This window comes from Pseudomonas sp. Irchel 3E19 (genome assembly GCF_900187585.1).
Taxonomy (GTDB): domain Bacteria; phylum Pseudomonadota; class Gammaproteobacteria; order Pseudomonadales; family Pseudomonadaceae; genus Aquipseudomonas; species Aquipseudomonas baetica.
On the sequence record NZ_FYDT01000034.1, the window covers coordinates 29688 to 45697 of the forward strand.

Genomic DNA, 16010 nt, shown 5'->3' on the forward strand with positions numbered 1-16010 from the left:
AGGCTGGACGCCCCGGGAAAGCGCGCCGACATGCCGACCACGACGATTTCATCCGCCTCGGCGGCGCGCGCGACGGGCGCTGCCTGGGCTGACTGCACTTGGGGCTGCGGCGCGGGCGCGGCCACGGCTAGCGGCGGCATCTGCGGCGCGGGGGCGGCGGCAAAGGCCTGTTCCAGCGCCGGCCGCTGATGGGTCAGCAGCCACTGGCTCAGATCGGCGAGATTCGGCTGTTCGAGAATCAACGACGGCGCCAGCTCGACCTTCAGCCGCCGATTGATGTTGCGCAGGATCTGCGCCATCAGGATCGAGTCCAGGCCGTAGTTGGCAAAATCCAGGCTCGGATCGAAGTCCGCCGCGGCGATGCGCAGTTCGGCGCAGAACAAGCCGCCCAGCCAGTGTTGCACCTCCGCCTCCAGGGCCGCGCCCGGGATGAGCGTCTCGGCTATGGGCGCCTGCAACCACAGCTCCGGGTCGAAGCAAGCCGGCAACAGCACCCCCGAACGCCCGCTTGCCAGGGCAAGGTCCAGCAGCGCCAGGCCGTCCTGGTCGCTCAACCCCAGCAGGCCGCTGCCGCGATACAGCTCGCTGTCCATGGCGCCCATGCCGGTGTCGCTCCAGCTCGGCCATTGCAGGCTCAGCACCCGATCGGCCTGATGCTGCGCGGCAAAGGCATCCATGTAGGCGTTGGCCATGGCGTAGTCGATCTGCCCCGCCGCCAGCTCGGGCAACTGCGCGCTGACCGAGGAGTAGAGGACGAACAGCGCCAGCGGCGAGCCCCGCAGCGCCTGGTAAAGGTTGTCCAGGCCATGGGTCTTGGGCGCCAGGACCTTGCGCACCGCGGCCAGCGGCTTGCGGATCAGCGCCGGGTGGTCGTAGTCCCCCAGGCCCGCGCAGTGGATCACCCCCGCCACGGGGCCCAGCTCGCGGCCGATCCGCGCCACCGCCTGCTGCATCGCCTGGGCATCGTTCATGTCCACCGCCAGGGTCAGCAACTCGACCCCCTGCTGCTGCAAGGCGTGCAGCGCGCTCAGCTTGTCCCGCAGAGGGCTGGCCGGGCCCGACAGCAGCGCCGGCCATTGCTCCGCTGGCGGCAAGGCCTCGCGACCGCTGAGCACCAGCTTGCGCACCCCATGACGGTTGACGAAGTGGCGAGCGCACAGCAGCCCCAGGCCGCGGGTACCACCAGTGACCCAGAGCACCCGGTCGCCGGGCAGGCTGAAGGATTGCGCGCCGTTCACCGGGGCCAGCGCCTGGAGCGCAGGCACATAGGCCTGCCCGGCGCGATAGCAGGCATGCCGTTCGTGGGGCTCGCGATACATCTGCTCGATAATCTGCGCCACCAGCAGCGGGTCGTCGGCCGCCAGGTCGGTGTCCATATGGCTGCTGCGCAAGCGCTGATACTCGGCGCCCAGGCAGCGGTACAGGCAGGCCGGGAGCGCTGCCTGGGCCGCGGGGGCCAGGGACGGCGGACGCTGGAAGGCTTCCAGGTAGCGGGAGACGTACAGCAGGCGGATATCCCGCAGGCGCGTCTGCTCCACCAGCCGTTGCACGCCCTCGAACCAGCCCTCCAGATCGGTGGTGCAACGCTCGACGAAGGCCGGGTCGCAGCCGGTGATATCCAGCACCCCGAACAACCCGTGGCCATTGGGTTGGCACAGCGCTTGCGCGTGCTCGGCCAGCTCGTCGATCGGCACGATCCGCGCGGCGTCCAGCCCCGCCGCTAGGCGCTCGGCCAGGGCCTGGGTGGCGGCCGTGCAGATAATCAGCACAAACCCCTGTTCATGGCTGTGGGCGGCAGCGCTCGCCGTTGCCGCGCGGGGCAACCAGTGTTGTTCGAACAGCCCGCTGTGGACGGTTGGCAAGGCCGGTTCCAGGGCTGCCGGGCGAGCGCCGCCCGCCGCGAGTTCGGCCAGCCAGTAGCGCTCGGTCTTAAACGGATAGGTCGGCAGCGGCAGGCGCCGGGGCGGCCGCTCGAAGCCCTGGCCGGGTCCGTACAGCTGCGCCCAGGGTGCCGCCACGCCGAGCACCCAGACCCGGGCCAGCACCGCCAGGTTGGCTTTGTCCAGCCAGGTCTGCAGCAATTGCCGGGCGTCTTCGTCCCGGTACAGGTCCTGGGTGTCCTTGCCCTGGCTGGCGACGCCACGCTGCCAGTGCGGGTCGACGGCGGAGGCGGCCAGGCTGTGCAGGCGCTCTTTGAGTTGCTCGAGGTCGCCGACCACAGTGGCGGCGCGATGCTCCATGGCTTCGCGGCCCACTTGCAGGGTGTAGGCCAGGCTGGGCAGTGCGTCGTCGCTCAGTTGCAGGCGCTCGATGGCCGCCAGCAGGTTGCCGGCCATCAACGGCAGCCGGGACGCGTCGCGGGCCGACAGCAGAATCAGGCAGGCGGCCGCGGGGCGAGCCTGGGTCACAGCCAGCGGATAATCCTCGACCACGGCATGGGCATTGACGCCGCCGGCGCCGAAGCTGCTGATCCCGGCGATGCGCCGCCCCTGCCCGCCCTTGGCTGGCCAGGGCTGCAGCTGCTGGTTGACCTGGAACGGCGTCAGGGAAAAATCGATATTGGGGTTCAGCGTCCGGGAATGCAGCGACGGCACGATGAGCTGGTGGCGCATCTGCAGCAGCACCTTGATCACCCCGGCGACCCCGGCCGCGCCTTCGCAATGGCCGATATTGGATTTGACCGAACCGATCAGGCAAGGCGTCTCCCGGGGCTGCGCCGGATCATGCTCGAAGGCCTTGGTCAGGCCGCTGATTTCAATGGGGTCGCCCAGCTTGGTGCCGGTGCCGTGGGCCTCGATATAGCTGATCTCATCCGCGCTAACTGCCGCCCGGAGCAGGGCCTGGCGAATCACCTGGGTCTGCGCCGAGGGGTTGGGCACGGTGTAGCCGCTGGCCCGGCCACCGTGATTGACCGCGGTACCACGGATCACCCCATGGATGAAATCGCCATCACGCTCGGCGTCCTCCAGGCGCTTGAGCAGCAGCACGCCGACGCCTTCGCCGGGAATGTAGCCGTCACCGCCCTCGCCGAAGCTCTCGCAATGGCCCTTGGCGGAAATGAACCGGCCCTGGGACAGCATCAGGTACTTGCCGGGGTGCAGGCTCAGGTTCACGCCCCCGGCGAAGGCCGCGTTGACCGCCCCCGAGCGCAGGGCCTGGCAGGCCATGTCGAGGGCCACCAGGGAGCTGGAGCACATGGTGTCGATGGCCATGGCCGGGCCGTTGAAGTTGCCGACATAAGCCATGCGCGTGGCCACCGAAGAGGTGCCGCCGCCCAGGCCCACGGCGGCCGCCGATTGCGCAGCGAACAACGGGTACTCCTGGCCCATCACGCCGGCGTAGATCCCGACGTTGGCCGCGCCGTCCCTTGCGGTATTGCGCTGCAAGGCTTCGCGGGTGTAGCCGGCGTCTTCCATGGCCATCCAGGCATGCTGCAGGAACAGCCGCTCCAGGGGGTCCATCACTTCGGCTTCCCGGGGCGAAATCTGGAAGAACAGCGGATCGAAGCTGGTGGCATCCTCGATAAAGCCGCCCCATTTGCTGGAAATGGTTCCCGGCTCACCACTGTCGCTGTAGTAGTCGCGCCAGTCCCAGCGGCTGGCGGGGATTTCGCCGATGCAATCCTGGCCCGCCTGCAGGTTCTGCCAGAAGCCATCGAGGTCGTAGGCCTGGGGAAAGCGCCCGGCCATGCCGATCACCGCGATCCGCTGGCCGCCCGCGGCCGGGCCTGGAGCCGGGCTCGAAGGCGCATCCGCCCGAGCCGCGACGGCCGGTTCCAGGCGGCGCAACGAGGCATTGTCCAGCGATGCCAGCGCCCGCCCCTGGGCATCGACGATCAGCGAGTCGAAGGCGATGAAACCGTCCTTGACCCGCTTCGGCCCGGTCACCACGAAGGCCTTGCGGCCAGCGTCGCGCCACAGGGTCAGGCGCTCGATCAGCAGCGGCACGAAGGTGGCGGCCGAGCCCTCGGACGACGGCCCCGGGACCGGAAACAGGTAGCAGCTGTTGAGCAGCAGCGGGTCCAGGGCCAGGCCATCGACAAAGCGCCGCCCGGTGGCGGGCAGCTCGACCTCGCAGATCAGGCTGCCGTCGGCGCCTTCATAGGCGGCGACCAGGGTCTTGAGCATCGGCCCCAGGGCAAAGGCCGGCACCGTGCGGTACCAACTGTCGATCTGCTGCGCGCTATACGGCCGCGCCGCGGCGATCAGCGCCTTGAGGTCGAGGGCGGCCGGCTCGGGAGTGTCCGGCGCGTGCACCAGGCCTTCGCAACACAGGCCGGCGCCCTCCCCGGCCAGTTGTTGATGCACGCTGAAGCGTCCGCCGCCATCGGCTGGCAGGCGGACCTCGACCTCGGCGATCTGCCCCGCCCGCAACTTCAGCGGGCCGCCCTGGAAGCGGATGTCCTGCAGGCTCAGCGGCAGCTGCGCCGCGCCGGCCAGCGCGGTCTGCAGCACCAGGCTCGGGTAGGTGATGCCCATCAGGGCCGGCTGGCCGTTCACCCGATGATCCTGCAGGTAGGCCTCGTCGGCGGCGAAGCGGTACGCCGCCGCTTGCGGTTGCCGGGTGGGCACCGGTGCCGCCGGCCTAGTCGCGAGCTGGGGCGCCAGCTCGCGGATATGCGTGAGCAGTTCCTCCAGCGTGTTGTGTTCGAACAGCAGGGTCGGGTTCAGGCGCCGGGCCAGCAGGCCTTCGATTTCCTTGAGGATGGTCAGCATCTGCGCCGAACTGAGCCCCATGTCGAAGAAACCGCGCCGTGGGTCCACCTGATCGGGACGGGTCTGCAGATGCCGGGCGAATACCGCGAGGATCTCGGGCGCCACATCGTCGGACTGCGCCTTGGCCGGCTGCGGGCTGTTTGGCGCCGGGGACGCGACGGCCCCCAGCGTCGCCCTGACCCGCTTGCCGGTCAGCTCGCCGAGGCTGGCCACCCAGCGGCCCGCCAGGTCGTAGAAATCGATGTCCAGCTTGCGGATATCGTTGGCCGTGGCGATCCGCCCCAGCTCGACCCGGGCCACGCAGGCCTCCTGCAACAACGCCCGGGCCTGGAAGCTGCCGTAATGCAACGGCAGGTACAGTCCGTCGTCGGCGGGCAACTGGTCTTCGAGCACCGCCGAGGCCACCGCCGCGCCATCGATCAGGGTCGGATGAAACAGCGCATCGGGCATCGACTGCCGCCACTGCGGCGCGACGCCCAGCTCGATCAGGCAGCCCCAGGCAAACCGCTGGACGCTGCCTTCGGCCAGCAGCAAGCCGTCATGCACCAGCTCGCGCTGCCGTGCCTGGGCATAGAGCTGCGCAAGCGGCACCCGGCCATCGGCTTGGGCCTTAAGCGCGGCCAGATCCAGATCCGGCTTGGCTCCCGCCTCCGGGGATGCCGGGTGCAGTTGCGCGGTGCAGTATTTCACCCGTTCCCCGGCCACGGCGTTGTCCCGCAGCGGCACGCCGTCGACATCCACCGCCCAGGCGCCGTCCTGCGCTTGCAGCGTCAGGGTCAGGCGCAGCGCCGAGCCGGCCGGGACCAACAACGGCTGGTAAATCACCAGGTCGCGCAGTTGGGTGTGCAGGCAGTCCAGCCCCAGGCCGTCGCGGGCCACCCGCAGCAGCAGGTCGATATAGGCCAGGCCCGGCAGCACGGCCTGGCCCTGGACGCGATGATGGGCGACCAACGGATGGTCGGCGCCGATCGTCAGATCAAAGTACTTGTTCATGAATCACACCCCAGCTTGACGGGATAGAAGAAGGCGCAACGGCCGCTGCCATGGCCGCAGGTTCGACCTGGGCAACGGGGGCCGGCGCGTGGTCGCCATGGCGGGCAAAGGAACGGCGGTCGAACAGCGGGGCCGGCAGGGGCTGGCGCACCTGCACATAGCCAGCGTCGGCGATGAACTCTTCGAGGATCACATGGCAGTTGGTGCCGCCGTCCGGGAAGCAACTCTGGGCGGCGACCCGGGGCCGGCCGTCGGGGGTTTTCCAATCCAGCGTGCGCCGGTTGAAGTGCACCCGCGAGGCGGCGAAATCGAAGTGTTCGAAAGGCGCCAGGCCACAGGCACTGGGCACGATCTGCCGCTGCTGCAGGCTCAGGGCGCAGCGCGCGAAGCCGGCCAGCCCCGAGCTCAGCAGCAGATGGCCGACGCTGGGCTTGACCGAGCCCAGGCAGCAGGCGTCCAGGGCGCTGTCGTTGAGCTGGTAGACCTGGGCCAGCGCCTTGATCTCCACCGCGTCGACCACCACCGAACCGCCGCCATTGACCTCGATATAGCCCACGTCCCGCGGGGTCTTCCCGGCCTGGGCCAGGGCCTGGCGCATCACCTCCTGCTGCGCCTTGAGGCTGGGCGAGCCCGGCCCCAGGGTGCGCCCGTCGTTGTTCACCGCCAGGCCCTTAACCACGCAGTAGATCCGGTCGCCGTCGGCCTGCGCCGCGGCCAGGTTCTTGCACACCAGGGCCACCACGCCTTCGCCCAGCACATCCCCCGCGGCACGGTCGTCGAAGATATTGAAGGCGCCGTCGGGGCTAAGGATATTGCGCGCCGAGAACAGGTCATGGGCGTCGGACGAGGTCAACAGGCTGGTGGCGCCCACCAGGGCCATGTCGATGCTGCCGCTGCGCAGGGCATCGAAGGCCAGGGACATGGCGGTCAGGCCCGAGGAACAGGCAGTGTCCACCACCATGCTCGGACCTGTCAGGTTGCAGAAACGCGACAGGTTGCTCGCCAGGTAGTTCTGCCCCACGCCCAGGATCGGGTTGCTGGCCTCGGCCAGCGAGCGGGCATCGGCGGTGACCCGCAGACGGCCGCCGATGTACACCCCCACCGGCCGCGCCGACAGCTCCCGCAGCGAATAGCCGGCATCGAACAGCGCCGTGACGCCCTGTTCCAGCATCAGCCGCGCCTGAGGATCCATCACCGCCGCGTCCTTGGGGTTGAGGCCGAAGAACGCCGGGTCGAACCGGTCGATACCGTCCAGCCAGCCGCCCTGGGCCTGGCCATGGCCGCCCGGCCAGCGGTGCTCGCGCATCGGCCCGATGGCCGATTCGCCGCTGCTTTGCAGGGCCCAGAACGCCTGGGTATCGGCGGCGCCGGGCAGGCGTACCGCCAGGCCGATGATGGCGATCTCCGCGGGCCGCGCGGGCTCGGCCGCGGCTACCGGTTCTAGCGTTGCCGGAGCCGATTGCTCCAGCGGGGCCGGTTCGGCGCCCTGATCCTGGAGCCCCAGGTGTTGCGCCAGGGCTTCAGAATAGGTGCTTGCCAGGTGCTCGCACAGGCTGCCCAGGGTGGTGAACTCGAACATCAGCGACGGGTCCAGGCGGTTGCCCACCCAGGCGCTGAGGCTCTCCATCAGTTGCAGGACCATGATCGACTCGATGCCGTAGTCGGCGAACGCCATGTCGCGGTCCGTCAGTTGTTCGGCGGAGAATTTCAACTCCTCCATCAGCAGTTGGCGCATGGTCGCTTCCACCGCCGCCAGCAAGGATGCCGCGGCCACCGGTGCCGGCGCGGCCGGGGTTTTCGCCGCCGGGGTGACGGCGGGTCGTTCGCTCAACCGCGCCGGGCTGAAACGCTCGACCTCGACATGGCACGGCAGGCACACACCCGGGTTGGCCGGCGACAGGGCCAGGGCCAGCACCCGATCGAGCAAGCCCAGGCCGACGGCCGTGTCCAGCGGCTTGAGCCCCAGCTGCACCGCCAGCGGCCCGCCGTTGCCCACCGCCATGCCGACCTCGGCCCAGGCCGGCCATTGCACAGAGCACAGCCCCGCGCGCCGGTGGGCCAGGGCGAACTGATCCATATAGGCATTGGCCATGGCGTAGTCGCTCTGCCCTGCCGCCAGGGTCGGCACGCTGGCCGAGACCGAGGAAAACATCAGGAAAAAGCGCAGCCGCTGACTGTCCAGGCGCTGATACAGGGCCGCCAGGCCAGTGATTTTCGGCGCGCACACCGCCGCCATCTCGGCCAGCGATTTCTTGATAAAGGCCGGCGAGGCACTCACGGAACCTGCGCAGTGGAAGACCCCGGTGACCGGCCCCAGGCGCTCCTCGATAAGATCGACGGCCTGCTCGACGGCTTCTTGCGATTCCAGGCTGCACGCCTGATAGGCCAGCCGCACGCCCTGCTCCACCCAGGCTTGCAGGCGGCGCACCCTGGCCACTACCCGGTCGTCGACGGCGGCTTTATCGGCCAGCAGCCGTGGCCACTGCCCGGCATCGGGCAACGGCTCGCGGCCGATGATCGCAATGGCGCGCACGCCGCCCTGGACCAGGTGGTCCACCAGTGCCGCGCCGATCCCGCCGGTGCCACCGGTCACCAGCAGCACATCGTCCGCGCAGTAGGCCGGCGCTGTCGTTTCGGTCGTGGCGATCGGCTCGAAGGCCGGGACAAACCGCTGGCCCTGGCGGTAGCAGCAGTCCGCCTGGGCCCCGGCGTTGAACTCGGCTTCGATCTGGGCGATCAGCGCGCTCTGTTGCGCCGCGTTTAGGTCAGTATCCAGCACACCGGCCCGCACGCCGCGGTACTCGGCATTCAACATCCGGTACAGGCCCGCGGTGCGCGCGCCTTGCAACGTCGGCTGGATCTGCCACGGATGCAGGCCATGGCTCACCAGCAACAACCGTGGCGCGTGTTGCCGCTGCTCGGCGACAAAGGCCTGGAGCAGCGCCAGCTTGCCGCGTTCGAGGGCGGTGCCGGCCTCATAACCGGCGTCCAGGGCCGTCAGGTCGATCAGCCCCGTCAACGGTCCCGGGCAGCGACGATAGGCGGCCAGGGTAGTGTCCGGGTCATGGAAGTCGAGCGCGCCCTGGCCCTGGTGCACCAGGTAATGCGTATCCAGGCCCTGGCCGCCGGAGGCGAACAGGCCCTGGGCCAGCGCGTGGGTGCGCTCGGTGCACAGGATCAGCAGCCCGCCTTGGGCGACGGGAGCATCCGGCTGTTGCAGAGGTGCGGCGTGCCAGGTGCGGGCCAGGATCGGCTGGTCCGCCACTGCTGGCAACGCCGGCGCAAGCGCATCCCGTCCCAGGGGCGCCCAGTAGCGTTCCTTGGCAAAGGGGTACAGCGGCAGGCCGATGCGCCGGCCCAGGCGGTCCGGGCGCAGTTCGGCCCAGTCCAGCGCGGCCCCCTCGACCCAGGCCCGCAGACGCGCCTCCAGGTCAGCCCCGGCCGCAACTTCGGCGGGCGCGGCGCCGGCCCGGGCGCGGAAGAACACCCCTGCCCCGGCCGGATCACGCCACAGGCCCTCGGCGCTCGCTGCCTCGACCTGCGCCCAGTTCAGGCTCAGGGTCTGCAGGCGCGTGGCCAGGGTCTCCAGCGAGTCGGCCATGAACACCAGCCGCTCGCGCATGGCTTCGCGCCCCTCCTGCAAGGTGTGGGCAATGTCGGCCAGGGTCCGCGGACTGCCATCGGCCAGGGCCAGGCGCAGTTGTTCCAGCTTGTCCCGCAGTTGCCCCGCGGTGCGCGCCGACAGCGGGATCGCCCGGGCGTGCCCGTTGTCGTGCTCGGTTGCGGTGGCGCTTTCCTGCGCCGTGGGTTCGCGCAGGATCAGGTGGGCATTGGAACCGCCGGCGCCAAACGAGGACACCGCCGCCACTCGCGCCTCGCCCGTGGCCACCTGCCAGTCCGCCAGGGTCTGCTGGACCCGGAACGGCGTGCCGGCAAAGCCGATCTTGCCGTTGAGCACCGCCGAGTGCAGCGACGGCACCAGTTGCCGGTGCTGGAACTGCAACAGGATCTTGGTCAGCCCGGCGATACCGGCGGCGCTTTCGCAGTGGCCGATATTGGACTTGACCGAGCCTATGGCGCACTCCCGCGGGCCAGCCCCCAGGGCCTTGCCCAGCCCGGCGATTTCGATGGGGTCGCCCAGGGCCGTGCCGGTGCCGTGGGCCTCGATGTAACTGATAGTGCGCGGGTCGACCCGGCCCCGTTGCAAGGCAGCCTCGATCAGCGCCGCCTGGGCATTGGGGTTGGGCACCGAAAAACCGTTGGTTTTGCCGCCATGGTTGATGGACGATGCCTGGATCACCCCATAAATGCGGTCGCCCTGGGCCAGGGCATCCGCCAGCGGACGGATCAGCACCGCACCGACCCCTTCGCCGGGCACATAGCCGCTGCCGCCCTCGCCGAAACTGCGGCAACGCCCGTCGTCGGAGAGGAAGCGGCCCTGGCCCAGCACCAGGTACTTGTTCGGGTGCACGGTGACGTTCACGCCGCCGGCGATCGCCAGGGCGCAGTCGCCGGCCAGCAGGCTCTGGCAGGCCATGTGGATCGCGGTCAGCGACGAGGAACACATGGTGTCCAGGGTCACACTGGGGCCATGCAGGTTGCAGAAATAGGACACCCGGTTGGCAATCGAGGCGATGTTTCCGGGAATCGCCAGCGGATGGCCCAGGACCGTCTCCTCGGGACCGTAGAGCTGGTACTCGTTGTACATCGCGCCGACGAACACCCCGACGGCGGCGCTGTCCAGGCGCTGGGCGGCGCTGTGTTCGCGGCTATGGCGACGGGCCGTGGCGGCCAGGCTCGCCCGGGTGTAGCCGGCATCTTCCAGCAGGTGGTAGGCGCATTGCAGGAACAGCCGCTCCTGGGGATCGAGCAGCTCGGCTTCGCGAGCCGAGACGTTGAAGAACAGGGTGTCGAAGCAGTCCAGATCCTCGATGAAACCGCCCCATTTGCCATAGGTGGTGCCCGGAATATTTTTCTGCTCGTTATAAAAGCGTTCGTGGTTCCAGCGCCCGGCCGGGATCGGCGTGATGCAGTCGCGGCCTTCGCGCAGGTTGCTCCAGAACTGCTGCAGGTCCGCCGCCAGCGGGTATTGGCCGCTGAGCCCGACGATGGCGAACTCCATCGGCCCTTCGGCGACGGTCGCCGGCTGCTCGGGCGCAACGGTCGCGGTCACCGTCGGGGCCGTCATCGGGGCCAGCGGCGCGGTAGCCTCGGCGGCCGGGGCTAGGCGGCGCGCCAGTTCCGGCCCGTGCTGATCCAGGAAATACCCGCAGAGTTTCTCCAGGGTCTGGAATTCGAAGAACAGGGTCTTCGACAGCGGCCCGAACACCTCTTCAAGCCGCGCGGTCAGCCGGCCGACCATGATCGAGTCGATGCCGTAGTCTTCCAGGGGCGCCCGGGCATCGATCCGATGCGCCGGCAGCGCGAACACATCGCAGAGCAATTGCTTGAAGTACTGCTGGACCTGCTCGGCGTTCGGTGCGGCTGCTGGAGTCGAGGCCGACACGGCCTGGGGTTGCTCGTCCCGGGTCCGAGGCTTCTCGTGCAAATCCAGGGACGCCAGCGCCCGGGAACGATCGCCCTCGGCCACCAGCACCTGGGTCGCGCCCGCGGCCAGGGCGCCGCGCAGCGCCGCCAGCGCCACCGCGGTGCTCAGGGGGCGAATGCCCGAGCGGCTCCACAGCCGCTCCTCGGTCGAGGCGTCGGGGCGCATGCGGCCTTCGGCCCAGAGCGACCAGTCCATCGACAAGCTATGGCCGTGGCGCTCGCCACGAGCCACCTGCCGGTTGCGCACCTGGGCGAAGCCATCGAGGAAGGCATTGGCCGCCGCGTAGTCGGCCTGGCCGACATTGCCGGTCACGCCGCTGGCCGAGGCACCGAGCACAAAGTAATCCAGGGCCATGTTGCGGGTAGCGTGGTCGAGGTTGGCGGTGCCCCGCACCTTGGGTTCCAGCACCCTGGCGAACTGCGCCAGGGTCTTGTTGACGATAAAGTCGTCGGCGATGAGACCGGCGTTATGGATCACTCCGCTGAGGGGGCCATGGGCCTGTTGCACCGAGGCCAGCAGCGCTTCGACTTCCGCCAGTTGGCCGATGTCCGCCTGGCAGTACTCGACCCGTGCCCCGCGCCGTTCGAGGGCGGCCAATTGCTGATGTTCGGCCGGGCTCAGCAGTGAGCGCCCCACCAGCACGATGCGCGCATCGCGGCTGTGTTCGATGATGTCGCGGGCAAACAGCCGTCCCAGGGCGCCCGCGCCGCCGGTGATCAGGTAGCAGCCGGCGTCCTTCCACACTGGCCGCTGGGCCGCCAGCGCCCCGCCGTCGGTCCAGACCGGCACCCGCTGCTGGCCGCCGTCGAGCCAGACCGTGGCGTGCCCGCCGTCGATCGGCTGCCGTTCGAGGGCCTCCAGGGTCGGCGTAGCGATCAGTTGTCCGCGCAGCCGTGGGTTTTCCAGGCTCGCGGTTTTCAGCAGGCCGTCCAGGCCGAGCATCGCCGGCGCCGCCGGCCAGCCGAGCAGAACCACCTGGACGAACAGCGGCTGCTGGCTGGCGCCGGCCCCCAGGCAGCCTTGCAGATGGGCGAACAGTGCCTCGGCCGCCGCCTGGTAATCCCGGGCCAGGGCCAGGTTGTCCTGGCCGGTGCAGGCCACCGCCAGCGCCTGGACCCGCGCCTGGGGAAACAATCGGCGCAGGCCGCTCAATGCCGGCGCCGGATCGCCCGCGGCGAGCAACAACAGCTGATGTTCGCCGTTCACAGCCGGCACGGCGTCGGCCTCGGCCACCGTCTGCCACTGGCGCAGCAGGCGGATCGGCGCGGGGGCCTCGCCGGCGCCCAGGGCAATGTCCCGGGCCGCCAGCCCCCGCAGGCTGACCCGCAGTTGGCCCTGATCGTCGTACAGCCGCGCATCGACTTTGCTCACGGCACCCTGTTCATCGAGGCTCAGCAGCGCCCACAGCGAGGCATCGAGCCGGCCATGGATATCGATCCGCTCCAGGGCGAACGGCACTTTCGGCGGCAGGCTGCCGCGGCCATCCGCGCCGAGGAAGAACCCCGCCACCCCTTGCAACGCACCGTCCAGCAAGGCGGCGTGCAAGGTCCAGGCGCTGGCGGGCTGGCTGCCCGGCGCCTCGGGCAGTACCAGGCGCACCAGGCACTGGCGCGCGTCGCGGTAGACCGCCTCGATCACCCGGCAGGCCGGCCCGTAGGCCAGCCCCGCGGCCTGGAAAGCGGCGTAGCAGTCGGCCCCGGACAGGACATGGCGGCTGCGCGCCTTGAGCGCCTGGATATCCAGCACGTCGCAGTCTTCGGCCAGGGCCGTGTCGAACAGCGTGACCACGCCCTGGCCATGCACCAGCGGCTCAGACTCGGGCTGATCCGCCAGGCGGCTGGCAATGCGGTAGGCGAAGCCGCCTTCCAGCGGAGTCAGCCGGGTTTCCACCTGCCGCGACCGCTCGGCGTCCCAGATCAAGGGCGCCATCCAGCCAACCTTGGCGATACGCGCGCTGCGCCAGTGGGGATGCAGCGCCGTGGCGGCCTGCAGGGCCATTTCCAGGTAAGCCACCCCTGGCAGCACGTGATGCCCTTGCACCACATGGTCGGCCAGGAAAAACTCTTGCCCGCTGAACGCCGAGACGAAATGTTCGCCGTTGGCCTGGGAGGTCTGGTGGCGCACCAGCGGCCGGACCGCCGGCGCAGGCGCTTGCCTGCCGCGACCGGGGCCCTGGGGATCGACCCAATAGTGGCCATGCTCGAAGGGATAGGTCGGCAGTTGCAGGCGCACGGGCGCCTGCCGCGGGTAACGCAGGTGCCAGGGCAGCGCGTAGCCCTGGCAGTAGAACTCGGCCAGGCCGCGCAGGGTCTCCTCGTAGCCCTCGACCTGTGGAGTGGCGTCCAGGTCATCCCCCAGTAGCCGCACCCATTGCTCGATGGTGCGCACGATGGAGGGTTGCGGCGCCTGGCGCTTGTCGCCTTTGCCGAGCAGTACCCGCTCCTGGAACACCTGCGCCGGGAAGGCATCGTCGCTGGCCGCCCGGGCCCGCGCCTGTGGCAGGTACTCGCTGGCCAGCTGGCGCAGCAGGTCCAGTGCCGAAGCTTGATCCTCTACCACCAGGGCGCAGCGGTATTCGAAGTGATGGCGGCCGTCGAGCAAGCTGTGGCTGACTGCGGCCAGCTCCAGTTGCGGGTTGCCGACCAGCACCTCGATCAACTGCTCGACCCGGTCGCACAGCGACAGGATCGATCGCGCCGACAGCACCAGCAGATAGGCCGGCGACGCCTGGAAGCGCTGCGGCTGGCGACGCTCGCCGGGCGCAAGGTCACGCAGCACCGCATGGGCATTGGTGCCGCTCATGCCAAAGGCACTCACCGCGCCGTGCCGCGGGCCGTCGGCCTTGACCGGCCATGGGCGCGGCGCGGTGTTGACAAAGCAGCCACTGGCCTGCCAGTCGACAAAGTCGTTGTGGGTCTCGAAATTCAGGCTCGGCGGGATGGTTTCGTGGCGCAGCGCCGATGCCAGGCACAAGGTGCTGACCAGGCCCGATGCGGCCAGGCAGTGGCCGAAGTTGGTCTTGGTGGAGGTCAGCGCGCAATGGGCCCCCTCCTGCGACTGGCCGAAGACCTGTGCCAGGGCATTGACCTCCACCGCATCGCCCAGGGCGGTGCCGGTGCCGTGGGTGACCAGATAATCGATCTGCCCTGGCGCCAGTTCGCAGGCCTCGTAGGTCGAGGCCAGCAGCCGCGCCTGCGCGGCGCCGTTGGGCGCGGTGATGCCGTTGGTCTTGCCGTCGTAGTTGATCGCGCTGGCGGCGATCACCGAGACGATCGGGTCGCCGTCGGCCAGGGCCTTCGACAGCGGCTTGACCACCAGCGCCACCACCGCCTCGCCGGGGACCATGCCATTGGCCCGCTGGTCGAAGGTGTGGCAGCGGCCGTCCGGCGACAGCATGCCGGCCTCGTCCATGCGGGTGAACGACTGGCGCATGAGCATCAGGTTGGCACTGCTGACCAGGGCCATCTCGCACTCGCCCAGGCGCAGGCTCTGGCAGGCCTGGTGCAAGGCCACCAGCCCCGAGGAACAGGCGGTGTTGAGGGCCATCACCGGGCCGTCGAGGTCGAGGAAATACGCCAGATGCGAGGCCGCGATGGCGCTGTGGTTGGCGGTGATGGAACCGCCACCGCCCAGCTGGAAGTACTCGCCCTCCTCCAGGCCGACGAACACCCCGACCCGCTGGCTGGCCAATTGCCGGGGACCGACCCCGGCATCTTCCAGGGCGCGCCAGGACTCTTCCAGCAACAGCCGCTGGCGCGGGTCCATCTCTTGCGCCGCGCGCGGGGAAATGCCGAAGAACAGGGGGTCGAACTCATCGACGCCGCGCAGCGAACCGCAGCTGTAGCCCTCCGCGGCCTGGGCCGTGCTCACGGCGCTGCGGCCGTCGAGCAGCAACTGCCACATTTCATCGACCGAGTCGCATTGCGGGAAACGACCGCTGGCGCCAATGATCGCCATGGGCTCGGCCGGCCGCGTCGATGCGGCCTGGTTACCGGGGGCCTGTACAGGCGCCGGAAGCCGTCCCAGTGGCACGCTCGACGGTTGCGGTGCCTGGGCCGCGGGCGCCGAAGGCGCGGCCTGCGAACGATAATGCTCCGCCAATGGCGCGCCATGCTGTTGCGCCAGGTGCCCGGCCAGCCGCTCCAGGGTCGGATGGGAGAAAAACAGCGCCGGGCTGACGGCGAAACCGAAGCGTTGCTGCATCTTCTTGGCCAGGCGGGCCAGGTTGATCGAATCGAAGCCGAAGCTGCTCAGGGTGGCATCGCCAGGCAATTCCGTGGCCGGGATTTGCGCCACATCGCTGCACAGGCCTTGCAGCTCCGACAGGACTTGAGTGTGCAGGTCGATCGGCGCGGATGACGGCAGCGCTGCGGCCACTGGCGCCACCGCGGGTTGTGCCGGAGTGTCCAGGTCGAACAGTTGCGCCAGCCGGGAAGCGTCGCCGCAGGCCACCGCCGCGTGCTCCAGACCGCTGCGCAGAATCGCTTCGAAGGCCGCCAGGCCCTGTTGCGCGGTGAGCAAGGCTTGACCGCTTCGGTGCAGGTACGACGCCAGGTCACGCCCCTGTTCGGAGTCGGCGGCGGCCCGCACCGGGCCCATGCCACCGTCTTTCCACAACGGCCAGTTGATGGCGATGGTTTGCCCATGGCGCTCGCCGCGGGCCACCCGCTGGTTGCGATACGTGGCGTGGGCCATCAGAAAACGATTGCCCATGGCGTAGCTGCCCGCGCCCATGTCGCCGAGCAAGGCGGCGG

The 16010-nt window shown here is 69.6% G+C and carries 2 protein-coding genes (both cut by a window edge); both read right to left on the minus strand.

Annotated features, from left to right (window positions below; genetic code table 11):
• Nucleotides 1-5708, minus strand: the 5' portion of a protein-coding gene (locus tag CKW18_RS20235) for a beta-ketoacyl synthase N-terminal-like domain-containing protein (protein WP_095190424.1). 1336 nt of this gene lie to the left of the window's left edge; 5708 of the gene's 7044 nt are visible here — the first part of the coding sequence; the start codon lies at nucleotides 5706-5708; the stop codon falls past the left edge of the window.
• Nucleotides 5692-16010, minus strand: the 3' portion of a protein-coding gene (locus CKW18_RS20240) for an SDR family NAD(P)-dependent oxidoreductase (protein ID WP_095190425.1). 7807 nt of this gene lie beyond the right edge of the window; 10319 of the gene's 18126 nt are visible here — the last part of the coding sequence; its start codon lies off the right edge, out of view; the stop codon is at nucleotides 5692-5694. The genes CKW18_RS20235 and CKW18_RS20240 overlap by 17 nt, the downstream gene beginning before the upstream one ends.